General features: G+C 63.4%; 18 protein-coding genes. 10 read left to right on the top strand and 8 right to left on the bottom strand.

The window, feature by feature from the left end:
- Complete coding sequence (locus AC3IQ7_RS20300; protein WP_322429367.1) at positions 1-1,872, bottom strand: Hsp70 family protein; 1,872 nt, start codon at positions 1,870-1,872, stop codon at positions 1-3.
- On the bottom strand, positions 1,869-2,450 hold the full coding sequence (locus AC3IQ7_RS20295; RefSeq protein WP_489207166.1) for a DUF2760 domain-containing protein: 582 nt from the start codon (positions 2,448-2,450) through the stop codon (positions 1,869-1,871). Before AC3IQ7_RS20295 ends, AC3IQ7_RS20300 begins: the two co-directional genes overlap by 4 nt.
- A 265-nt stretch (positions 2,451-2,715) precedes the next feature.
- On the opposite strand from AC3IQ7_RS20295, the gene AC3IQ7_RS20290 reads away from it, so the two are divergent.
- The 7 genes from AC3IQ7_RS20290 (at position 2,716) to urtE (ending at position 9,867) form a co-directional block, all read left to right on the top strand.
- The gene (locus tag AC3IQ7_RS20290) at positions 2,716-3,315 is read left to right on the top strand and encodes a transglutaminase-like domain-containing protein (protein ID WP_489207165.1); all 600 of its coding nucleotides are present in this window, start codon (positions 2,716-2,718) and stop codon (positions 3,313-3,315) included.
- Between the two features lie 16 nt (positions 3,316-3,331).
- Positions 3,332-4,120 carry a DUF4349 domain-containing protein gene (locus tag AC3IQ7_RS20285; RefSeq protein ID WP_489207164.1) on the top strand — a complete coding sequence of 263 codons (789 nt, stop codon included), beginning with the start codon at positions 3,332-3,334 and terminating at the stop codon, positions 4,118-4,120.
- A 187-nt stretch (positions 4,121-4,307) separates the two neighbouring features.
- Positions 4,308-5,561 carry an urea ABC transporter substrate-binding protein gene (gene urtA, locus AC3IQ7_RS20280; RefSeq protein WP_489207163.1) on the top strand — a complete coding sequence of 418 codons (1,254 nt, stop codon included), beginning with the start codon at positions 4,308-4,310 and terminating at the stop codon, positions 5,559-5,561.
- A gap of 69 nt (positions 5,562-5,630) precedes the next feature.
- Positions 5,631-7,217 (top strand): urea ABC transporter permease subunit UrtB, encoded by a 1,587-nt coding sequence (gene urtB / locus AC3IQ7_RS20275; RefSeq protein WP_489207162.1) that lies wholly within the window; start codon positions 5,631-5,633, stop codon positions 7,215-7,217.
- Positions 7,214-8,335 carry an urea ABC transporter permease subunit UrtC gene (gene urtC / locus AC3IQ7_RS20270; RefSeq protein ID WP_489207161.1) on the top strand — a complete coding sequence of 374 codons (1,122 nt, stop codon included), beginning with the start codon at positions 7,214-7,216 and terminating at the stop codon, positions 8,333-8,335. The genes urtB and urtC overlap by 4 nt, the downstream gene beginning before the upstream one ends.
- Positions 8,332-9,162, top strand: a complete 831-nt coding sequence (gene urtD, locus AC3IQ7_RS20265; RefSeq protein ID WP_099380734.1) for an urea ABC transporter ATP-binding protein UrtD — start codon at positions 8,332-8,334, stop codon at positions 9,160-9,162. Before urtC ends, urtD begins: the two co-directional genes overlap by 4 nt.
- 6 nt (positions 9,163-9,168) lie before the next feature.
- Positions 9,169-9,867 (top strand): urea ABC transporter ATP-binding subunit UrtE, encoded by a 699-nt coding sequence (gene urtE / locus AC3IQ7_RS20260; RefSeq protein ID WP_099380735.1) that lies wholly within the window; start codon positions 9,169-9,171, stop codon positions 9,865-9,867.
- A gap of 148 nt (positions 9,868-10,015) precedes the next feature.
- Here urtE and AC3IQ7_RS20255 read toward each other — a convergent pair whose 3' ends face one another.
- The 3 genes from AC3IQ7_RS20255 to AC3IQ7_RS20245 form a co-directional block, all read right to left on the bottom strand.
- A complete protein-coding gene (locus tag AC3IQ7_RS20255; protein WP_489207160.1) occupies positions 10,016-10,984 on the bottom strand; it encodes an IS1595 family transposase in 969 nt (322 codons plus the stop codon).
- A gap of 104 nt (positions 10,985-11,088) precedes the next feature.
- Positions 11,089-11,673, bottom strand: coding sequence for a chromate transporter (locus AC3IQ7_RS20250; RefSeq protein ID WP_489207159.1), 585 nt, complete (start codon positions 11,671-11,673; stop codon positions 11,089-11,091).
- Positions 11,670-12,257, bottom strand: coding sequence for a chromate transporter (locus AC3IQ7_RS20245; RefSeq protein ID WP_489207158.1), 588 nt, complete (start codon positions 12,255-12,257; stop codon positions 11,670-11,672). Before AC3IQ7_RS20245 ends, AC3IQ7_RS20250 begins: the two co-directional genes overlap by 4 nt.
- Before the next feature lie 217 nt (positions 12,258-12,474).
- On the opposite strand from AC3IQ7_RS20245, the gene AC3IQ7_RS20240 reads away from it, so the two are divergent.
- Positions 12,475-12,696 carry a hypothetical protein gene (locus AC3IQ7_RS20240; protein ID WP_099380899.1) on the top strand — a complete coding sequence of 74 codons (222 nt, stop codon included), beginning with the start codon at positions 12,475-12,477 and terminating at the stop codon, positions 12,694-12,696.
- Positions 12,697-13,113: 417 nt separating this feature from the next.
- Here the strand turns inward: AC3IQ7_RS20240 and AC3IQ7_RS20235 are convergent, their stop codons facing one another.
- Positions 13,114-13,713, bottom strand: a complete 600-nt coding sequence (locus AC3IQ7_RS20235; RefSeq protein ID WP_489207157.1) for a hypothetical protein — start codon at positions 13,711-13,713, stop codon at positions 13,114-13,116.
- Between the two features lie 362 nt (positions 13,714-14,075).
- A complete protein-coding gene (locus AC3IQ7_RS20230) occupies positions 14,076-14,618 on the bottom strand; it encodes a phosphohydrolase (RefSeq protein WP_489207156.1) in 543 nt (180 codons plus the stop codon).
- 200 nt (positions 14,619-14,818) lie between these two features.
- Between AC3IQ7_RS20230 and AC3IQ7_RS20225 the strand changes: the two genes are divergently transcribed.
- On the top strand, positions 14,819-17,962 hold the full coding sequence (locus AC3IQ7_RS20225) for an NAD(P)-binding protein (RefSeq protein ID WP_489207155.1): 3,144 nt from the start codon (positions 14,819-14,821) through the stop codon (positions 17,960-17,962).
- Complete coding sequence (locus AC3IQ7_RS20220; protein ID WP_322429355.1) at positions 17,959-18,870, top strand: alpha/beta hydrolase; 912 nt, start codon at positions 17,959-17,961, stop codon at positions 18,868-18,870. Before AC3IQ7_RS20225 ends, AC3IQ7_RS20220 begins: the two co-directional genes overlap by 4 nt.
- On the opposite strand, the gene AC3IQ7_RS20215 is transcribed toward AC3IQ7_RS20220, so the two are convergent.
- Entirely contained in the window at positions 18,855-21,746 is a 2,892-nt protein-coding gene (locus AC3IQ7_RS20215; RefSeq protein WP_489207154.1) for a hybrid sensor histidine kinase/response regulator, read from the bottom strand. The genes AC3IQ7_RS20220 and AC3IQ7_RS20215 overlap by 16 nt on opposite strands.
- Between the last annotated feature and the right edge of the window lie 88 nt (positions 21,747-21,834).

Genomic DNA, 21,834 nt, shown 5'->3' with positions numbered 1-21,834 from the left:
TTATGGCTGCGGCGTGCCGCGCACGTCGAATTCCACTTTCCAGCGCTCGGCGCCGTCAGGGGACACGGCCAGCAGTTCCAGGGTGCCCGCCTCCGTCACGCGCGCATGCAGCTTGACCTGCACCACGTCGCCGGCCGACCGGCCTTCGGCGGACAAGGTCGCCTGGATTTCGCTCAGTTCCTGCAATTCGTCTGGGCCCCAGAAGTCGAGCAAGTCGCCGATCTGGTCGTTGCGGCGCGTGGACGAGGCGAAGAAGCGGAAATGCACGGGTTCGCCCACGACGAGGCCGAATTGCTGGCCCGGCAGTTCCAGTTCGCTGCCTTCTTCCATGCCGAACGGCGCCACGCACAGGGCCTGGATCGGCGGTTCCATGCCGGGGATGGCCGGCATCGCCGATTCGATGGCCACATAGAAGGAACTGGCCGTGCCGCCGCGGATGCGCACGCCATGGCCCCGGCGCACGTAGCTGTAGTAGGCCGCGCCACGGGCGACGGCCAGGTCCAGGTCGGCCCCGGCCAGCATGCGCGCCGGTTCAGCGCCTTCCATGTACAGCCAGTCGTTGACGGTCGCCATGATGCGCTGGACCAGCAAGTCGGACTTGAAGACGCCGCCGTTGAACAGCACGGCCGTCGGGTGCAAAAAGCTGGCGCCGTCCGCCTGGCGACCGGCAAAACCTTCCAGCTCGCTGGTGGCCGCCACTTGCCGGCCCAGGAAGGCGGCCAGGTGGCGCGTGATGGCCGCGTCCTGCGCATATGGCAAGCCCAGTTGCGTGAGGCCGGCGCGCGTGCGCACGGCAGGGCGGCTCGATGCTTCCACCTGCGGGAAGAAACCGTCGAGGATGAAGGTGGACACTTCCGCGCGCGTCAGTTCCGTGCGGATGGAGCCGCCGATCAGCTTCGAGCCGCGGCTCGGCACGACGATCGGTGCCACATCGAGGCCGCTGTCGGCCAGCAGGCTTTCCTTGGCGCTGCGGCAGCCATACGTGAGCGCCCGCATCTGCCAGGCGTCGAGCTGGGTGCCGTTGGCGGCCAGCTTGCGGGCCACCAGGTGGGCCAGCGCCAGGTCCATATTGTCGCCGCCCAGCAGGATGTGTTCGCCGACGGCCACGCGGTGCGGTTCCAGCACGCCGTCACGTTCCAGCACGGCGATCAGCGAAAAGTCGCTGGTGCCGCCACCCACGTCGACCACTAAAATGATGTCGCCTGGCTTGACTTCCTTGCGCCAGCGGCCTTCGCTGGTCTGGATCCAGCTGTACAGGGCCGCCTGCGGCTCTTCCAGCAGGGTGAGCGAGGTGTAGCCGGCCGCCTGCGCCGCTTCCATCGTCAGCTCACGCGCGGCCGGGTCGAACGATGCCGGAATCGTCACGGTGATTTCCTGCTGCGCGAACGGCGCTTGCGGGTGGGCGTTGTCCCAGGCCTGGCGCAAGTGCGTCAGATAGCGCGTGGCGGCCGTGATGGGTGAGATACGTGGCACTTCGGCCGGCGCGTCGTTCGGCAGGATGGCCGCGCGGCGGTCCACGCCCGGGTGGCACAACCAGCTTTTCGCGCTCGACACCAGACGGATCGGCGTGGTGGCGCCGCGGCTGCGGGCCATTTCGCCGACGACGAACGGCGCTTCGGCTTCCTCGGTAACCCAGGGCAGGGCCAGGTCGCCCGCCGCCACTTCATCGGCGTGCGGCAGGTAGACGAACGATGGCAGCAGTGACAATTCTTCGACGGTGCCTGGCGCTGACAGTTGCGGCACCTTCAGCACGCCGTGGCTGGACTTTTCGCCGTCGCTTTCGACCAGGTTCACATACGACAGGGCGCTGTGGGTGGTGCCCAGGTCGATGCCGATGGCGTAGCGCGGGCTGGGATTAGTTTGATCGTTCACAGCTCCACCTCGGCCGGTGCCAGGATGGCGGCGTCGTGCTGTTCGCTCAGTTTCGGCAGGCGCACGCTGGACGCGCGCCAGCCGCGATGGCTGAGGGTACCCGTAAATGGCGCCGAACCGACCACGTTGCCCGTCAGGCGTACTTGCGCGCTGTCAAAACCTTCCTGCAGTACGATGCGGCTGCCCTCGGCTTCCTGACGCACGGCGTCGATGGTGAAATACTCGCGCATGACCTTGGCGCAGCCCTCATGCACGACGCGGGCGGCCGCGCCGATGTCGGCATCGGCATGGCTGCCCAGGTTTTCCTGGGTAAAGTCGATCAATCGCGCTTCGCGTTGCAGCAGTGCCAGCAATTGCAGGGCGGCATCGGGCGTCGCTTCTTTCAAGATGACGGGCGCGGCGGCTGGCGTCGGCACGGGAGCAGGCGCCGGGGCCACGGGAGCGACGGGTGCAGCCTCGGGCAGGGACAGCTTTTCCACGCGGGCCGCATAGGCGGCGTCCGACAGGGTGCTGAAGAAGGCGCCGAAAGCCAGCGGGATACGGCGCCAGAACGATGGGTGGGACGATGAAGTGCTCATAGGGAACTCGTTTCTCTGATCTGTAGGGAGGCGTCGGCGGCGCGCCCGGTGGCGGGGCCGCTTCGCAGGGTAGTGCTTGTGCCGGGTCTATGTGGCCGGTTGCGTTTGCCCGCATGATACCAGCTACCGGGCCGGCGCCAAAGTCGCCGCCCCCCGCGCAGAGAGCCTGACGCGTGGATTTTCTTTGTTCCTGCGCAAGGAAACGCTCGATTTCATGCTGTTTCGACTAGAATCGCGCATTATCTTTTTGCATGACCTGGATGCCATGTCTACCGACTTTTCCATCTATCTAGCCAGCAGCCTGTATATCGACAGCGACCATCCAGCCGTGCGCGCCAGGGCGGCCGCATTGGCGGCAGGCGCGGTGGGCGACGCCGCCATCGCGGCCCGATGCTTTGCCTTCGTGCGCGACGAGATCGCCCACAGCTGGGACTACCAGCGCAATCCCGTCACCTGCCGCGCTTCCGACGTCTTGCAGCATGGCACGGGATACTGTTATGCGAAGAGCCATTTGCTGGCCGCGCTGCTGCGCGCCAACGGCATTCCTGCCGGCCTGTGCTACCAGCGCCTGGCTGTCGGCGAAGCGGGGCCGCCGTTTTGCCTGCACGGCTTGAATGCCGTGTATCTGCAAGACTTCGGCTGGTACCGCATCGATGCGCGCGGCAACAAGCCCGGTGTCGCGGCCGCCTTCACGCCACCGCGCGAGCAGCTGGCCTTTCCCGTGCTGGCGCTCGAGGAACGCGACTTGCCGGAAATCTGGCCGGCGCCGTTGCCGCAGGTGGTGGCGTCCCTGACCGTCTATGCCACCGTGCAGGACGTGGCGGCGCACTTGCCCGATATCGAATTGTTGCCTCTACAAAAATAATCCAAAGAAAGAAACCATGAAAAAAATCTGTATTGGCTTGATCGGCCTGATGCTGCTGGCCGGTTGCGGCAGCAAGGGCGAGAGCGGCGGACAATCGAGCGCCGCGCGCCTCGATGGCAAGGAAAAGGGCAGCGAGTTTCTTGCCTATGAACATAATGTCAGCGTCGATACGAATGAGGCGCAAGTGCGGCCCCTGTATGAAAAAGTGGTCGCCGCCTGCAAGGCCGACACGGAAAACGGCTGTCTGCTGCTCGATTCCAGCGTCGACAGCGGCCGCTACGTGCATGCGCGCATCAGCATGCGGGCCAAGCCTGCCGGCATCAAGAAGCTCGTCGCGCTGGTCGCGGCCGAAGGCGACGTCACCAGCCAGGGCACCAAGGTGGAAGACCTGGGGCGTCCCGTGCTCGACAGCAAGAAACGCCTGGAAATGCTCAAGCAGTACCAGGCGCAATTGCAAGACCTGGAAAAGCGCTCGGGAGCTAACGTCGACGCCCTGATCAAGGTGACCAAGGAACTGGCCACCGTGCAAGTGGAACTGGAGCAGGCGACGGCGGCCAACGCGCTGTTGATGCAGCGCATCGATACGGACTTGCTGAACGTCGTCGTCAGTGCCGAAGGCAAGCAATCGTTCTGGCGCCCCGTCAAGCGCGCGCTGGGCAATTTCACGGAAAACCTGTCGGAAGGCGTGGCCAACGCCATCACGGCCATGGCCTATATCCTGCCGTGGCTGATCGCTTTCGTGCTGCTGTTCCCGCTGGGACGCAAGGGCTGGCGCCGCTTGAGAGGCGTGCCGCGCAAGGATTAACTTCCTCGGCGCACTGTTTTACGGCAATTTGAAACCTGGCTGCACAGTCCTTGTGCAGCCAGGTTTTTTTTCGTGCGGCGACAGCGGCGTGCACCATGCTGGACGCCTGTTGGCGCTGGCATGCATTCTGCTTTAACAACATCGCAGGCTTAGCTCGACCCCCCACGAACCCATCACAGGAGTCCCCATGTCACGACGCATCATCCTGAAAGCGGCCGCCGCCGGCGCACTGGCCCTGGCCACGTCCACTTACATGCAGGCAGCCTTTGCCGCCGATACGATCAAGGTGGGCATTTTGCACTCCCTGTCGGGCACCATGGCCATTTCCGAAACGTCGCTGAAAGACGTGGCTTTGATGACGATCGCCGAGATCAATGCCAAGGGCGGCGTGCTGGGCAAGAAGCTGGAAGCCGTCGTCGTCGATCCGGCATCGAACTGGCCTTTGTTCGCGGAAAAAGCGCGCCAGCTGGTGACGCAGGATAAAGTAGCAGTCGTGTTCGGCTGCTGGACGTCCGTGTCGCGCAAGTCGGTGTTGCCTGTGTTTAAGGAACTCAACAGCCTGCTGTTTTACCCGGTGCAATACGAGGGCGAGGAGCTGGAAAAGAACGTGTTTTACACGGGCGCCGCGCCCAACCAGCAGGCGATCCCGGCCGTGGAATACCTGATGAGCAAGGATGGTGGCGGCGCCAAGCGCTTCGTGCTGCTGGGCACGGATTACGTGTATCCGCGCACCACCAACAAGATCCTGCGCGCCTTCCTGAAAAGCAAGGGCGTCAAGGATAGCGATATCAGCGAGGTCTACACGCCGTTCGGCCATGCCGATTATCAAACCATCGTCGCCAACATCAAGAAGTTTTCCACGGGCGGCAAGACGGCCGTCATTTCCACCATCAATGGCGACTCCAACGTGCCGTTCTACAAGGAACTGGGCAATGCCGGCCTGAAGGCCACGGACGTGCCTGTCGTCGCGTTTTCCGTCGGCGAGGAAGAGTTGCGCGGCATCGATACCAAGCCCTTGCTTGGCCACCTGGCGGCATGGAATTACTTTGAATCCGTCAAGAATCCCGTGAATACGGCCTTCATCAAGCAGTGGAAGGCCTATGCCGTGGCGCAAAAGCTGCCGAACGCGGGTTCGGTCGTGACGAACGACCCGATGGAAGCGACCTATGTCGGCATCCACATGTGGGCGCAAGCCGTGGAAAAGGCGAAATCGACGGACACGGACAAGGTGATCGCCGCCATGGCGGGCCAGAGCGTCAAGGCGCCATCCGGCTTTACCCTGACCATGGATGCCACGAATCACCACTTACACAAGCCCGTGATGATCGGCGAGATCAAGGCTGATGGGCAATTCAATGTCGTGTGGAAAACCAAGGAACCGATACGCGCCCAGCCGTGGAGCCCGTTCATCAAGGGCAATGAGGGCAAGCAAAAGCTGTAAAGAGCCACGCCAGCGCCATCGGGCAATGCGTCCGGTGGTGCCGACCATCAACGCTTTTCCGGGATATCAATGAGGCTATTCACATCGCAGCTGGTCTTCGCCTGCCTGTGCCTGTCATCCATGGCCCAGGCCGCCATCGATCCATCCTTGCTCAAACCGCTGGCCGGCGACGACCCCGATGCCAGGGTCGCCGCCGTCGCGCAGATCGCCGCCCTGGCCACGCCCGAGGCCGACCGTGTGCTGCAAGCCTTGCAGGGCGATGCCCTGTATGCCGCACCCGACGGCACGGTGTATATCGTCGATGGCGAGCAGGCATATGACCCGGCAAGCGGCAAGAACGTGCCGTTGCCGGACGGCATCGATGGCGTGATGGTCAACAACCGCTTGCGCTCGGCCGTGGCGGGGGCCTTGTCGGGCTTGCAGCTGCTGGCGCCGGAGCGGGCCACGCGCCTGGCAGCCGCGCAGGCCTTGCAAAAGGCGGTTGATCCCGCGCAGCTTCCCCTGATCCGCAAGGCGCTGGCGCAGGAAAACGATGCTGAGATTAAACAGATATTGCAGGTGCTGATCGCCAGCGCCAACCTGCATGCGCCCGACGCGGCCACACGCAAGCAAGCTGTGGAAGCGCTGGCCGGCAGCAGCGATGCGCGCCTGCTGCCCGTGCTGCAAGCCATGCTGGAGAAGGGCGGTGAGCCGGACGAGGCCGTGCAGCTGGCCGCCATCGAAACCATGCGCCAGATCAAGGGACGGGTGGCGCGCATGGAATTCGCCGGCAATGTGTTCTACGGCATCTCTCTGGGCAGCGTGCTGCTGCTGGCCGCGCTGGGGCTTGCCATCACCTTTGGCTTGATGGGCATTATCAACATGGCGCACGGCGAATTGCTGATGATAGGCGCTTACACGACCTACCTGTGCCAGTTGTTCTTCCGCAACTTCCTGCCTGGCCTGCAGGATGCGTATCTGCTGGCTGCGCTGCCGGCTGCCTTCCTCGTCGCCGGGCTGGTGGGCGTGGCGCTCGAGCGCACGGTGATCCGCTGGCTGTATGGCCGGCCGCTGGAAACCCTGCTGGCCACCTGGGGCATCAGCCTGATCCTGATGCAGGCCGTGCGCACCATCTTCGGCGCGCAAAACGTGGAAGTGGCCAATCCCGCGTGGATGTCGGGCGGTGTCACCGTGCTGGGCGGCCTCGTGCTGCCGTACAACCGGCTGGCCATCATCGGCTTTGCCGTCGTTGTCGTGGTGGCCGTGTGGTTGATTTTGAACAAGACACGGCTGGGCCTGTTCGTGCGGGCCGTCACGCAAAACCGCCGCATGGCCGATTGCGTGGGCGTGGCGACGGGCAAGGTCGACATGCTGACCTTCGGCCTCGGTTCCGGCATCGCGGGCCTGGGTGGCGTGGCCCTGTCGCAGCTGGGCAATGTGGGGCCGGACCTGGGCCAAAGCTACATCGTCGATTCTTTCATGGTGGTGGTGCTGGGCGGCGTGGGCCAGCTGGCTGGTACGGTGATCGCCGCGCTGGGCCTGGGCGAAGTCAACAAATTCCTCGAACCGGTGGCGGGCGCCGTGCTGGCGAAGATCGCCATTCTCGTGTTCATCATCATATTCATCCAGCGCCGGCCGCAGGGCCTGTTTGCCATGAAGGGACGCAGCGTCGAATGATTACCTCCTGTCAAACCAAGCAAGGCCTGTTTACGCGGCCCGTCTGGCTGGCGCTTGCCGCATGCACGTTGCTGGCGGCGCTGTTGCCCATTTTTAACCTGGCGTTTGCCGAAGGGCATGCGCTGCACGTGTCCGCCTACACGGTGGCGCTGGTAGGCAAGTTCATGTGCTACGCGCTGGCCGCGCTGGCGCTGGACCTTGTCTGGGGCTACACGGGCATCCTGTCCCTGGGCCACGGCGTATTCTTTGCGCTGGGCGCGTATGCGCACGGCATGTATCTGATGCGCGCCATCGGTGACCAGGGCCAGTACCACAGCAGCTTGCCCGATTTCATGATCTTTCTCGACTGGAAGACTTACCCGTGGTACTGGGCGTTTACGGAACACTTCTGGTACTGCATGGCGCTCGTCGTGCTGGTGCCGGGCGTGCTCGCCTTTGTGTTTGGTTATTTTGCGTTTCGCTCGCGCATCAAGGGCGTGTATTTTTCCATCATCACGCAAGCGATGACGTATGCCTTCATGCTCTTGTTCTTCCGCAACGATACCGGCTTTGGCGGCAACAACGGTTTCACGGATTTCAAGACCATCCTCGGCTATAGCATCACGGCGCCCGCCACCCGGGCCGTGCTGTTCCTGCTGACCCTGGCCTTCCTGCTGGCGGCCTTGATCGGCGCGCGCGCCATCGTCCGCTCGAAACTGGGCAGGGTGCTGCAGGGCGTGCGCGACAGCGAGGCGCGCTTGATGTTCCTCGGCTACAACCCGCTGTGGTTCAAGCTGTTCGTGTGGACCTTGTCGGCCGTGCTGTGCGGCATTGCCGGCGCCCTGTACGTGCCGCAGGTGGGCATCATCAACCCGTCCGAAATGTCGCCAGCCAATTCCATCGAAATGGTCGTGTGGGTGGCAGTCGGTGGACGGGGTACCTTGATCGGTCCCATCCTGGGCGCCTTCACCGTCAACGGCTTGAAAAGCTGGTTCACGGCCGCCTTGCCGGAGCTGTGGCTGTTCGCGCTGGGCTTGCTGTTCATCGTCGTCACCCTGTTCATGCAGCAAGGCATGCTGGGCGTGTTGAGCAAGCTCAAACGTAAAAAGGCGACCGTCGTGGCAGAGGAGGCCGCATGAGTATCCGCATGTTGCCCGGCATGGCCAGCACCGAGGCTGGCGCCACGTATTCGCGCGTCAAAGGCGAGGGTGTCGATACGACGCATGGCGCGATTTTGTATCTGGAGGACATCAGCGTGTCGTTCGACGGCTTCAAGGCCATCAACAAGCTGAGCCTCGATATTTCCGTGGGCGAATTGCGCTGCATCATCGGCCCTAACGGCGCGGGCAAGACGACGATGATGGATGTCATCACGGGCAAGACGCGGCCCACGTCCGGCACGGCCTGGTTTGGCCAGACCATGAACCTGGCGACGATGACGGAAGCGCAGATCGCCCACGCGGGCATCGGCCGCAAGTTCCAGCGCCCCACCGTGTTCGAGCAGCACACGGTGTTCGACAACCTGGAACTGGCGATGAAGATGGACAAGCGCGTGGCGCCCACCCTGTTTGCCCGTTTGACCTCCGAGCAGGCCGGCAAGATCGAAGCCATCCTGCGCCTGATCCGCCTCAACGGCCACGAGGCGCGGCCGGCCGGTTTGCTGTCGCATGGGCAAAAGCAGTGGCTGGAAATCGGCATGCTGCTGATGCAGGAGCCGCAGCTGATCCTGCTGGACGAACCCGTGGCCGGCATGTCGGATGCGGAAACGGCGCGCACGGCGGAGCTCCTCAATGAATTGCGCGGCAAGCATTCGATCATGGTGGTCGAGCACGACATGGGTTTCGTCACGGACATTGCCCAGCAAGGCATCGTCACCGTGCTGCATGAGGGTGCCGTGCTGGCGCAGGGCCGCATGGACGAAGTGCAGGCCGACGAGCGGGTCATCGAAGTCTATCTGGGAAGGTGAACACATATGCTGGAAGTCGAGCAATTGAATCAATACTATGGCTCCTCGCACACCTTGCGCGGCATCAATCTGTCGGCGCGCAAGGGCGAGTGTCTGGCTTTGCTGGGGCGCAATGGCGTGGGCAAGACGACCTTGTTGAAATGCCTGATGGGCGTGCTGCCCGTGGCGCAGGGCACGGTGGTGTTCCAGGGGCGCGACATCACGAAACTGACGCCGCATGCGCGGGCCAAGCTGGGCATCGCCTACGTGCCGCAGGGGCGCGACATCTTTGCGCGCCTGACGGTCGAGGAAAACTTGTTGATGGGCATGGCGGTGAAGCGGGGCAGGCAAGCCTCGCGCATCGATCCTCACGTGTATGAGCTGTTCCCGGTGCTCAAAGAGATGCTGCAGCGGCGCGGCGGCGATTTGTCAGGCGGGCAACAGCAGCAGCTGGCCATCGCCCGCGCCCTGCTGGCCGAGCCGCAGCTGATCATCTTCGACGAGCCGACGGAGGGCATCCAGCCGTCCGTCATCAAGGATATCGGCCGCGTGATCAGCCTGCTGAAACAGCGCGGCGACATGGCCATCGTGTTGTGCGAACAGTATTTCGATTTTGCCCGCGAGCTGGCCGATGCATTCATCGTGCTGTCGCGCGGCAGCGTCGTCGCCAGCGGACTGGCTGCGCAGATGGATGGCGACGACGTGAAGCGCCATTTGGCCGTGTAGGCTTAATAACTGGCTTAACAACGCCTAACAAAACCGTAGCGAGCGGAAGGAAGGCTCGGCGCCCCCGTTGGCTTGAGAAGCGCAACTGTACGAATGTACAGTGAGCATCGCAGGCCGCAAATTACGACGCGCAGTAGGTTTTGATAGGCTATGTCACCGTCAGATGTGGGAATACTCCCAGGGTTGCTTTCAATAACGTTTCTGGTGAACGGATGCGTCTGGCGTCGAGTATCCAGCGCCAGCCCAGGTAATTTGGCAGGTAGCGCGTCGCCACGCCGTGAAACGGACGCAGCCATTGCCGCAAGCGGCTGTGATACGCATTGACGTTCTGCACATGCGCGGCGCCCTGCACACGGATGCCGGCGCGCAAGTTGACGGCCTCGTGGCTGATGCCCGCTTCCCTCGCAAACGCCCGGTAGGCCGCATGGCCATCCGTTACCAGCAGAACATCCTTGTCGATAACGGGCAACAAACATCGGTGCAGCTGCGCCTTCGTCAACGCGCCTTTGCCCGTGACGAAATCAAGGGTCTGGCCCGTGCGGTCGCGCGCCACCAGGATGCAGACTTGCTCATTCGAGATACCGCGTTTAAAGGCATGGCCGCCCCGGCGGCGAGCCGGCCGCGTCATCTGCCTCGATCCCTTTTCCGATTCCAGCACGTAGAGTTCATCGGCCTCGGCGATGCCATGCAGGCCATGCGGCCGGTCCGTCTTCGCCACGCTGAGAAAGCAGTGGCGCCAGCGAAACGTGGTATTGCGGTGTAATCCCAGCTGCTGAGCGGCCTGGCGCACCGAGGCGGAGTCGAGCAGGCAATCGGCATACGCGATCCATAGCGCTTTGTGACGCAAGCGGGCCAGCGGCGTGCCCGTCAAGGCATTGAAAGTGCGTCCGCAAGGCACACAGCGGTAGCGCTGCAAGCCGTGCGCATGGCCATGCCGGTGCAGGTGAGGCGAGCGGCAGGCGGGACAGGCCAATCGCGGCTGCGCCACGCTTTCCAGCAACGCGACGGTCGCGTCTTGCGGTGCGTTGCCACGCAGCAGGGCGATGCCTGTCTGCCGCTGGCGTCGGTTCAGGTGAGCAAACTGGGCGATAAAACGGATCCATTCGGCTGGCTGCATGATCTGCTCCCTGTCTGGTAAGTATGCAGAGTCAGACAGCAATGCCAAGGGAAGATTCCGGCAGTTCCCCTATTTACCGATGACAGAGCCTTTTGATAGGCGTACTAAACCAGCTGGAACCAACCTAGCACGGCGCCAGCGGCCAGCAGCCACAACAAATGGATCTTCGTGCGCCAGATGATCAGGCCGGCCACGATGGACAGGCTCCACAGGGGCCAGTCCGTGCGGAAATCATGGTTGGCGCCGCCCAAAATCATGCCCGTGGAAATCAGGAGGGCAACAACGATGGGTGCCATGCCTTGCTTGAAGGCGCGCACGGGACGCAGGTCGCGGTTGCGGTAGCCCCACTGGGCTGCCACGTAGGTGAGGGTGGTGCTGGGCAGCATGATGCCCACCATCGTCACCAGCACGCCCAGATACGCCGCCGCATAGCTGCCCGCGTTCATGCCCACGTTCCAGCCCATCAGGGCGACGAACAGCACGTTCGGGCCGGGCGCGGCCTGGGCGATGGCGATCGATTCATTGAATTGCGCCTGCGTCAGCCAGCCATGCTGTTCGACGAGGAAACGGTGCATTTCGGACGTGGTGGAAATGGCGCCGCCGATCGACATCAGCGACAGCATCAGGTAGTGGCCGAACAGGTTCAGCCAGTCGCCGGTGCTCAACACCAGTTGCAGGGGCGGATTCATGCGGACAGCTTCCGGTACGTGAGCAGGCAGCCGATGCCGCCCAGGCCCAGCAGGATGTACAGCAGGGGCCAGCGCAGCACGGCCACCATCAGCACGCCCAGCACGGTGATGGACAAGGTCAGCCACAGGGGCAGCGGATGCTTGGCCAGCGCGGTCGCCAGTTTCACGCCCGTGGCAGCGATCATGCCGGCCGAGACGGCGGCCATGCCGCGCAGGGAGCCCGCCATCTGCGGATTGTCGCCAAAATGCGTGTACAGCACGCCCAGCACGAGCACGATGACGAGGGGCACGGCCAGCATGCCGGCCAGCGCCGTCAGGGCGCCTTGCAAGCCGAAATAGCGCCCGCCCACCATCAAGGACAGGTTGACGACATTCGGTCCGGGCATGATTTGCGCCACGGCCCAGTCTTCCAGGAATTCCTCCTGCGTCAGCCAACGCTTGCGCTCGACCATCTCGCGCTGGATCACGGCCAGCACGCCGCCAAAGCCTTGCAGGGCCAGCCAGGTGAACGAGAAGAACAGGTCGGCAAGCGAGGCGGGCTGCGGGCGGGGAAGGTCGGGCGGAAGGGGAGAAGGCGAGGACATGGCTGATTATCGCCGTGGCCGCTCGCGCTTGTCCATCGCTTTCGGCTGCGCTTGTGCCTGCAAGAAAAAACCGTGGCTCATGTTTCCCTGCCATTGACATCGAGAGTTTATCGGCAATACTTTTAGCGGCAACACGAGCACTGTCCCTTTCCGCGCTGTCGCGGTTCGCACCGCTACGCCGTCTTCCCCTCCGTCCCCTTCGCAGGAGTTGTCCATCATGCCTCATTCCACAGAAACGCTGCATATGCCTGCCATACCGGTGGTGCGCCATGTGCGCATCGACCAGAAGATGTGCGATATCGTCAATCTGGGCATCGCCGTGCAGGCCGCCTTCAGCACCTTGTGTGCGCTGGAATACCTGAAGTCATACAATGTCGCCCCGGAATTGATCGAGCGCGTGCTGCTGCATCCGGAGCAGCGCCGCCAGACCGTGCATTGAGTTTCTACGCGGCAACTGTGTTGCCGGCAGCGTGAGTCCGGTGTTGTCGGATTGATCATTACGGCTCAGTTATGCACAAATGATGGGTTAACGAAATTGGCGAAATAATTTTCTTGTGATTATGTGTGAGTTTCTAAGTGTTTGATTTTAATGAGTTTTATTTTTGCTGTTTGATTGAGCAGTTTATTGAAAGCCGCACGGGCTGTGGCTTTGAGGCCTGTCAATAGGCGCTTATCCACAAAGATATCCACAGTCCGTGTGGATATCTGAAAAAGCGCTTAACAATCCGCCACTTAGGAAATTGGAGCCGCTCGGCACATGCGATGGGCCGGCAAGACGGGCCAAAATGGGGCATGCCACAAGCCTGTATGCCCATCCAGTGTTCTGATTTTTATGACTGAAAGTAGCGGGCGGTGGTCAGGGCGTGCCGCTGGCCGGCGCCGCTGGCGTGTCGCCGCACTGGGCCAGCGCGGCGGCCAGTTCGGTGACCTGTTGCTGCGCTTCGCGCAAGGTGGCGTAGGTGCGCAGCGAGGCGATCACGGTGGTAAACAACTTGCGCGTGGTGAGGTCGGTCTTGCACCAGAAATCGTTGATGTCGTAGTCGATGATGATGCGGTGTTCCAGCGCCTGGCCGGGCTGGCCCGTGCGCAGGATGATGCGCACGGCGCTGTTGTGCAGTTCTTCGCGCACCTGGCGTGCCACTTGCAGGCCGGCATCCTGGGTTTCCATGATCACATCGAGCAGCACCACGGCGATATCGGGAGTGCCGCGCAGTAAGACCAGCGCCTCGGCGCCCGAATACGCGTGCAAAAAGCTCAGCCGGCGGCCCTGGAAACTGGCCTGGCTGAGGGCGAACTTGGTCACCACATGCACGTCGACATCGTCATCGACGATCAGCACGCGCCAGGGCGCCGCGGTGGCGGGTTCTGCCGCCGCATCGGTCCGTCCCAGCGGTTCGTCGACCAGCCAGTCCGGTTCGTCCGCCCCTTTGGCGGAACTGTCGCTATCCGTATTCATGCGTTTATCCACCGTTGATCGTAGTCGCTACTCCACACTATGCCAGTCTGCGGGGTTTGTCAAAACAATGCTGTTCAAGCAAGACGGCCTGGCGCCACTCTGCTTATGCACAGCAAAATATATTTTCATGGTGGCAGAGTAAGTTTGTTCTAGCGCAAACTCTTGATCACAAGTCATTGATTTCATTGGGGTAAAAAATTGCCTGTGAAATCAGCAAATTGTTGAAACCCGCATCAATACTGGTGTTGCGGCTTGTCAAGAGGGGCTTATCAACAACTTTATCCACAGTTGCTGTGGATATCTAAAAAAGCCGTGCAAAAACCGGGGCTTAGCGCCCGTTCGTGAAGCTGCGGCAGAAGTGTTCATGCCGCCAGTCCAAACCCGCCCAGCTGGGCAAAGGCCTGCAGGAAGCGCTGCTTGGCTTCGGCCGGGCCCATGGCCTCGATTATACCGGGCAAGGGGGCGATGCCGTCAAGGTAAGCCCAGCGCTCGGCCGAGTGCGGCATCAGGTCGCGCTTTTCCGTGGCCAGCGCGATCAGGTCGGCCCGCTTGATGGGTGCGTAGTCGGAAAAATCCAGGCCATACGTGGCGGCGATGATGGCGCTGACCTTGTCTTCCAGCACCGAAAACTCCGGCAGCAACACTTTCAAGGGTTTCACCATGTCACCCAGGTAGGCTTCGGCCGCATCGTGCAGCAGGGCAGCCAGGCGCAAAGGGGGCGGCACCAGTTCGGCGACGATCAGGCTGTGCTGGGCGACCGAGTAAAACACTTGCGTCTGTCCATTGAAGCGGCACTGGTAAGCGAGGCCGTGGGCGATGTCTTCGATGGCGACCTTGTCGATTTGCGGGCGCAAGGGATAAAAGCGGTTGCCGGAATAAGTGGATACGTAGTCGGTAGTAATCATTTCTGGGTCAGTTCGCCTGCTTTGCACGGATGATCCATCCTACACCGGATGGCCGCCACTTGCCTTTCGCTGGTCCTCCCCCGTTTCTGCTGAGCCTATGCATCTTGGCAAATCCTTTAATTTATTTCATATCATTCATTGATCTTTCTCAAATACACTGTAGAAATCTTGTTTGAATGAAACTTAAAGGGGACAGGGCAATGACGGCGACACCTTCGGCAAGACCTTCGTATATCTATCAGGGTGGTTCGGTGATGATGCATGCGCCGCTGCAATTGAAACAGTCGGAAATGTACGGCTATTTCGTCCGTGGCGACCTGGCGAAATTGCAAGCGACCGTGAATACCACCCTGAACCAGGTGGCGGGCAGCAAGATGACCCTGAAGGCCCTGTCGCCGTATGTGATGCTGACGTTTACCCGCGTCAACCATGCGGACTCCGCCAATCCCGTCGACCAGGCCAAGGGCTGGATCACGGAAGTCGACATCGTCACCTGGATCATGGTCGGCCAGATGGATGCCGCAGGCAAGCTCGCGCATATCTATTGGTACCCGTGCCATATTTTTGTCGACGACGCGATGGCCCTGATCAATGGGCGCGAACTGTTCGGCTATCCGAAATACCTGTGCGACTATGAAATTCCCGCCGCCGGCAGCGAGCCGCTGCGCTGCTCCGTGGCCGCCAAGGGTTTCCAGCATTTCTCGCCGGAGACGAAACTGGCCCTGCACCCGTTGCTGGAAGTCAACGCCACCGTGCAGACGGGGCAGCACAAGCCCGTCAACAGCTTTTTGGAGCTCATCGAGCAGGCATTCCAGATTTTCCTCTCCATTCCCGATTTCTTCGACATGGACCAGGCCGGCTGGGCCGACATCCTGTCGCTGTTGCGCAATCCCCGCATCGACCAGATTTTCCTCAAGCAGTTCCCGGATAGCGCCGGTGTGAAAGCCGTGTACCAGGCCCTGGTGGCCGCGCCGGCCGAGATCAATCGCCTGCACAGCGCGCGCCTGCTGGGCTACGAGTATGAATGCACGGTGCACGCCTTCGACAGCTTCCCCCTGGACCAGACCCTGGGTTTGAAACTGGGGCCGCAAACGGCCATCCTGCCGTTCAATGTGAACTTCGATTTCACGGCCATGCCGGGCGAGGAACTGGTCGACAATTCCCGCATCGCGCCGGAAAAGATCGCCATTCTCGGCGGTGGCGTGGCGGCCATGACCACCGCGTATTATTTGACGAACCAGCCGGGTTGGCAAAACCAGCACGCCATCACGGTCTACCAGTTGGGCTGGCGCCTGGGCGGCAAGGGCGCCAGCGGACGCAATGCGCAAGTGGGCCAGCGCATCGAGGAACACGGCTTGCACATCTGGTTCGGCTTCTACGCGAATGCATTCAAGATGATCAAGGAAGCGTATGCGAGCCTGGAACGTCCGCCCGGCGCGCCGCTGGCCACCTGGCGCGACGCCTTCAAACAGCACGATTACGTGGCCCTGTCGGAAGACGTCAAGGGCAAGTGGCGCAACTGGTCCATCGTCTTTCCCACCTTGCCGGGCGAACCGGGCGAGGGCGGCGAAGACATCACCCTGTGGCAGATGGCCATCGCCATGGTGGGCTGGATCGAGCAGTGGATACGCCAGATCCGCCAGGTGGCCGATGCCGATGCGCGCATCGTGCGCGCCAGTGCGTCGCAAGGCGAAGGCGTGTGGCCGGGCTGGCTGCGCCGCCTGGCCGATGAAGTGGTGGGGCAGGCCGATGAACTGGGCCTCGACGTGGGCCTGTCCGTGGGCGCGCTGGCGGCCTTGGTGGCCGACCTGGCGCCGGATTCCACGCGCCACGACCAGGCCCGCCACCAGCTGCTGGCCAGTACCCTGAACGGCATCCGCGCCTGGCTGCGCCTGCGCTACCGCGCCCTGATCGATGGCGACGATGAATTGCGCCGCCTGTTCATTTGCCTGGACCTGGGCATCACGGTCATGAAAGGCATGTTCCAGGATGGCGTGTTCAAGCACGGCTTTGACGTCATCAACGACATCGACTTCCGTGACTGGCTGCGCAAGCATGGCGGCGACGAGCAGTTCAGCGTCAACTCGGCGCCCGTGCGCGGCTTTTACGACCTCGTCTTCGCCTACGAGGGCGGCGATTTTGGAAAGCCGAACATCGAGGCGGGCACGCTGTTGCGCTCGATGGCGCGCATCGGCCTGGCCTACAAGGGCGGCATCATGTTCAAGATGCAGGCCGGCATGGGCGACACGATTTTCACGCCGCTGTACGAAGTGCTGAAAAAAAGGGGCGTGGAATTCAAGTTCTTCCAGCGCGTGGAGGAACTGGTGCCGGGCGCGGGCGACATCGACAGCATCCGCATCACGCAGCAGGTGCAGTTGAAGGACCCGGCCGCCGGCTACGCGCCGCTGGTGGACGTCAAGGGCCTGGCTTGCTGGCCCAGCGCGCCCGATTACGCGCAGCTTGATCCTGCGCAAGCGGCGTTGCTGCAAGCGCAGGACGTCAACCTGGAATCGTACTGGAGCGGCTGGCCGCAGCAGTACCAGCAGGCGTTCGGCCGCGCGCTGCCCGCCACGGTCTTGAAGAAGGGCGTCGACTTCGACAAGGTGGTGTTCGGCATTTCCATCGGCTCGCTGCAAGCCCTGTGCCCGCAACTGCTGGCGCAAAGTCCGGCCTTGCAACTGGCGGCCGACAAGGTGAAAACCGTGGCCACGCAGGCCTATCAGGTGTGGTTGAACAAAAACCTGTCGCAGATGGGTTGGACCACGCAGCCGAAGGGCCAGCAGCCGGTGCTGTCGGCCTTCACGGAGCCGTACGACACGTGGGCGCCGATGGACCAGTTATTGGCGCACGAAGACTGGCCGGCGGGGCTGGAGCCGAAAAACGTCTCCTACTTTTGCAGCGCCTTCCCCGTCGACAGCTATCCGCCCGTCACCGACACGGATTTCCCCGCCCGCTGCGCGGCAAGGGCGAAGCAGGGCGCGCTGCACCAGCTGGAACGCGAGATCGGCGCGCTGTGGCCCGAGGCGGGCGCGCCGGGCGCGTTTCCGTGGCAATGGCTGGTCGACGCGAAGGAGCGTGCGGGAGCGACGCGCTTCGACAGCCAGTACTGGCGCGCCAACGTCGACCCGTCCGAGCGCTACGTGATGTCGGTGGTGAACAGCACGCAGTACCGGCTGGCCACCGACCAGTCGGGCTTTTCCAACCTGTTCCTGACGGGCGACTGGATCAAGACGGGCCTCAATGCGGGCTGCGTGGAGGCGGCCGTGATGGCCGGCATGCAGACGTCGCGCGCCATGACCGGGTATCCGGCCGTGATCCAGGGCGAGACGGATTTCAAGGCATGAAACGCCTGATGCTGGTGTGTCTTGTCCTTGTCCACCTGCACGCGGGTGCCGCGCCGCCTGGCGCGATTGTCCTGTGGCCCGGCGCGCCGCCCGGTGGCGCTGCGCCGGGCCCGCAGCGCGACAGCGCCAAAGGCTCCATCACGCAGGTCGACCAGCCTTACCTGATCGCGCACCGCCCGGCGCAGCCGAACGGTATCGCCATGCTCCTGGTCAGCGGCGGCGGTTATGCGCATATCGAGGCGGGCAAGGAGAGCGGCCCCACCGCCAACTGGCTGCAGGCGCACGGCGTCACGGCGTTTGAACTCGTGTATCGCTTGCCACGCGAAGGCGGCGGGGTGGCTGCGCCATTCCAGGACGGCCAGCGGGCCATGCGCGTGATCCGTGCGAGGGCGGCCGAGTGGGGTATCGACCCGGCGCGCATCGGCATGCTGGGTTTTTCCGCCGGCGCGCACCTGGCCGGCATGACGGCCGTGCAGGCCGATGCGGCCCGCTACGCGCCCGTCGATGCGATCGATGGCGTCTCCGCGCGGCCCGACTTTGCCGTGCTGCTGTACCCCGTGCTGACCATGCAAGCGCCATTCGACACGACGCATGCGAAGAAAGAGCTGCTGGGCGCCCATCCCGCGCAGGCGGCGCGCGACGCCTTGTCGGTGGAGTTGCACGTCGATGCGCGCACGCCGCCCATGTTCATTGCGCAGGCGCTCGACGATCCGATTTCCCCACCTGCGAACAGCCTGCTGATGGCCGCCGCCCTGCGCCGCGCGGGCGTACCCGTCGAGCTGCACCAGTTCCGGCACGGCGGCCATGGCTGGGGCCTGGGCAAACCGGGCAGCGAGCCGGCCGCCTGGCCGCAACTGCTGCTGGCGTGGTTGCAGGCGCAGGGCTGGATGCCTCAGCCTGCGGGCTGAGTTTCCAGGTCGCGCCGCGCCACAGCCAGCGCCGCCTGCAGCTGCGGCAGGAACTGTTCCACGTTATCGAGCTGGCCGTTCGAGGCCAGGGTTTCCATCTGGTGGCACAGGCCGTGCAGGGTGGGGCGGCTCAGGTAGCCGGCACTGCCCTTCAAGGCGTGGAAGGCGGCAGCGGCCGCGCTGGCGTTGCCGTCGCGCACGGCGTGGCAGGCCAGGTCCAGGCGCCTCGGCGCTTCCGTCAGGAACGCTTGCGCGATGCGCTGCAAATGTTGCGGCGACAGGCCAGCCAGCGGCAGGATGTGCACGGGCGCCGTCATGGGATCGGCCGGTGCGCTTGGCTCGTCGGCGGCGTCGTCCAGGCCGAACTGGCGCGCCAGGGTGTCGTCCTCGATGGGCACGGCTGGCGGCAACGCGTGGCCGCGCGCCAGCAGCAGGTCGATGATGGCGTCGATTTTCTCGAACAGCAGCGCTTCGTCGACGGGTTTGCTGAGGAAATCGTCCATGCCGCAAGCCAGGTAGCGTTGCCGGTCATGTTCGCTGGCGTTGGCCGTCAGCGCGAGGATGGGGATCTGCGCGTCGGAAATGGGGAATTGCGCGTTGCCGCCGTCGCGGATCAGGCGTGCGGCCTGTTCGCCATCCATCAGCGGCATGCGGCCATCCATCAGCACGCAATCGTAGGGTTCCGTGCCCAGCGCGCACAGCGCCTGCTCGCCGTTTTCCACGATGGTCACGGCATGCCCCATGCTTTCGAGCAGGGTGCCGATGATGATCTGGTTGGTGCGCACGTCTTCGGCGCACAGGACGCGCAGGCGGCAGGCGTGGCGCGCGTGGCGTGCCGGCCGGCGCGCGTCGGCCGCCGGCGCGCTGCCCGGCGTCAGCGGCAAGGTGAAATGGAAGCGCGAGCCGATGCCGATCCGGCTTTCCACGCCGATCGTGCCTTGCATCAGTTCGACCAGTTCCTTGCAGATGGCCAGGCCCAGGCCCGTGCCGCCGTAGCGGCGCGTGGTGGAGTGGTCGGCCTGTTCGAATTTCTGGAACAGGCGCGGCAAGGTGTCCGCGTCGATGCCGGGGCCCGTATCGCTGATGATGAATTCAATCTCGCTGCAGCCGTCGCGGCGCGGCGGCGTGCGGGCGCGCCGCACTTCCAGCAGCACTTCGCCATTTGCCGTGAATTTCAGCGCGTTCCCCAGCAGGTTGATGAGGATTTGCCGCAGGCGCGTGGGGTCGGCACGCACGTAGCGCGGCAGGTCCAGCGCCAGTTCGCGGCGCAGTAGCAGGCTCTTGGCGTCGGCCTGGCCCTGCACGATGCCGGCCGCGTCGCCGATCAGCGCCAGCAGGTCGAAGTCCACGGTTTCCAGGGTCAGCTTGCCCGCGTCGATCTTCGAGAAATCGAGGATGTCATTGAGAATGGTCAACAGCGATACGCCATTGTGCAGGCCGATGCGCAGGTACTCCTGCGTGCGGCCCTTGACTGACTGGTCGCGCAAGGCGAATTTCAGCATGCCGATCACGCCGGCCAGCGGCGTGCGGATGTCGTGGCTCATGGCGGACAGAAAATCGATGCGGTGGCGGCTGACCACTTCCGCGTGTTCCTTGGCCTTCAGCAGGGCGTCGTTGCTGAGGGTGAGCGCCAGGGTGCGTTCCTGCACGCGCTGTTCCAGGTTGTTGCGCAGCAATCGGATCTGGTCGGCCAGGGCAAACGCCAGCAGCAAGCCGTCGAGCGTGCCGCCCAGCAGTGTCACCAGCTGGGCGTTGGCCACCATGGCCGGCATCAGGCCCAGGTTGGCCGGCAGGATCAGAAAGCCGGGCAGCATCAGGGCGACGAAGGCCAGCACGAAGAAGCGCGCCGGCTGGTAGCCGCGGCGCCAGACGACGATGCCGCAGACGAGCGCCAGCAGCATCCAGATGCTGATGACGATGGTGGCCAGGGTGTGCGCATACGACAGGGCGAAGAAGCAGCTGGGTAGCAGCAGCAGGGGCAGCACCAGGTTGACCTGGCTGATGCGGTACAGCCGGGGCGAATAGTCGCGCAGGCGCAGGAAGTGCATGTAGAACAGGGTGCTGAAGACGGGCAGCAGGAAAAACGGCACGTAATGCAGCTGCAGCAAATGCCAGTCGAACAGGTCGGCAAAGACGTGGAAAGTCATGGCCCAGGCCAGGCCATAGGTCAGCACGTACAGCGCGTAATAGGCCGAGGCTTTTTCCAGGGTGATGGAAAAGATGAAGAAATTGAACAGGCCCAGCGCCAGCAGGGCGCCGATCGACGCCACCATCAGGAAGTTTTCCTTGCCTACCAGCTTGCGGTAGTCTTGCTGCGTCTTCACGCCGAACAGGGGCGCGCGCGCGTAATACGGGCTGGAAAAGCGGATCAGGATGTCATACGTGGCGCCTGGCGCCAGTTGTACGTTCCTGCCGTAGTGCAACAAATATTCGTGCGGACGCTGGTAGCCCGTCAGCAAGGTTTGCGGCGCTGCGTGCGGCTCGAGGCCGTACACGTGCAGGTCGACCAGGTCGATCAGGGTGTCGTTCGGGTCGATGACCCAGGCCGTTTCGCTGCTGTCGTTGCGCACCTGCGCATGCAGCCAGTAGGCGCCGCCGAACAGGTCGACTTGTCCGGCTGGACGCTGGCGTGCCAGCCAGGCGGGCAGGGCGGCCGCATCGGCAGGCGCGGCCTCATTTCCGGCGAGAAATAGTTGCCCGCCGTTGCCCAGGTGCTGGATGCCTTGCGTGCTCAGGGGCAAGGGCGCCGCCTGCGCCGCGCCCGCCAGCCCCAGCAGGCCAAACAGCAGACTGAGCAGGAGCGGCCAGCCGCATAGCCAGGCGCAGACGCGGGAGCTGGAAGCGCGGTGGCGGGAAGGGGGCGGGTGGGCTGGCATCGATGGGTTGGGTGATGGTCGCGCGGGAACCGGCGGCAACGCCGTTTGCTGTGGAGTGCCCATTTTAATCGACTCTCGGTGACATACG

Source organism: Janthinobacterium sp. GL_088, from assembly GCF_057837845.1.
This window is presented reverse-complemented; position numbering and strand designations above follow the sequence as displayed.

Bases quoted from the DNA above. Each gene is read 5' to 3' on its own strand.
- AC3IQ7_RS20295 (WP_489207166.1), bottom strand. From the start codon at position 2,450: ATGAGCACTTCATCGTCCCACCCATCGTTCTGGCGCCGTATCCCGCTG.
- AC3IQ7_RS20290 (WP_489207165.1), top strand. From the start codon at position 2,716: ATGTCTACCGACTTTTCCATCTATCTAGCCAGCAGCCTGTATATCGAC.
- AC3IQ7_RS20285 (WP_489207164.1), top strand. From the start codon at position 3,332: ATGAAAAAAATCTGTATTGGCTTGATCGGCCTGATGCTGCTGGCCGGT.
- urtA (WP_489207163.1), top strand. From the start codon at position 4,308: ATGTCACGACGCATCATCCTGAAAGCGGCCGCCGCCGGCGCACTGGCC.
- urtB (WP_489207162.1), top strand. From the start codon at position 5,631: ATGAGGCTATTCACATCGCAGCTGGTCTTCGCCTGCCTGTGCCTGTCA.
- urtC (WP_489207161.1), top strand. From the start codon at position 7,214: ATGATTACCTCCTGTCAAACCAAGCAAGGCCTGTTTACGCGGCCCGTC.
- urtD (WP_099380734.1), top strand. From the start codon at position 8,332: ATGAGTATCCGCATGTTGCCCGGCATGGCCAGCACCGAGGCTGGCGCC.
- urtE (WP_099380735.1), top strand. From the start codon at position 9,169: ATGCTGGAAGTCGAGCAATTGAATCAATACTATGGCTCCTCGCACACC.
- AC3IQ7_RS20255 (WP_489207160.1), bottom strand. From the start codon at position 10,984: ATGCAGCCAGCCGAATGGATCCGTTTTATCGCCCAGTTTGCTCACCTG.
- AC3IQ7_RS20250 (WP_489207159.1), bottom strand. From the start codon at position 11,673: ATGAATCCGCCCCTGCAACTGGTGTTGAGCACCGGCGACTGGCTGAAC.
- AC3IQ7_RS20245 (WP_489207158.1), bottom strand. From the start codon at position 12,257: ATGTCCTCGCCTTCTCCCCTTCCGCCCGACCTTCCCCGCCCGCAGCCC.
- AC3IQ7_RS20240 (WP_099380899.1), top strand. From the start codon at position 12,475: ATGCCTCATTCCACAGAAACGCTGCATATGCCTGCCATACCGGTGGTG.
- AC3IQ7_RS20235 (WP_489207157.1), bottom strand. From the start codon at position 13,713: ATGAATACGGATAGCGACAGTTCCGCCAAAGGGGCGGACGAACCGGAC.
- AC3IQ7_RS20230 (WP_489207156.1), bottom strand. From the start codon at position 14,618: ATGATTACTACCGACTACGTATCCACTTATTCCGGCAACCGCTTTTAT.
- AC3IQ7_RS20225 (WP_489207155.1), top strand. From the start codon at position 14,819: ATGACGGCGACACCTTCGGCAAGACCTTCGTATATCTATCAGGGTGGT.
- AC3IQ7_RS20220 (WP_322429355.1), top strand. From the start codon at position 17,959: ATGAAACGCCTGATGCTGGTGTGTCTTGTCCTTGTCCACCTGCACGCG.
- AC3IQ7_RS20215 (WP_489207154.1), bottom strand. From the start codon at position 21,746: ATGCCAGCCCACCCGCCCCCTTCCCGCCACCGCGCTTCCAGCTCCCGC.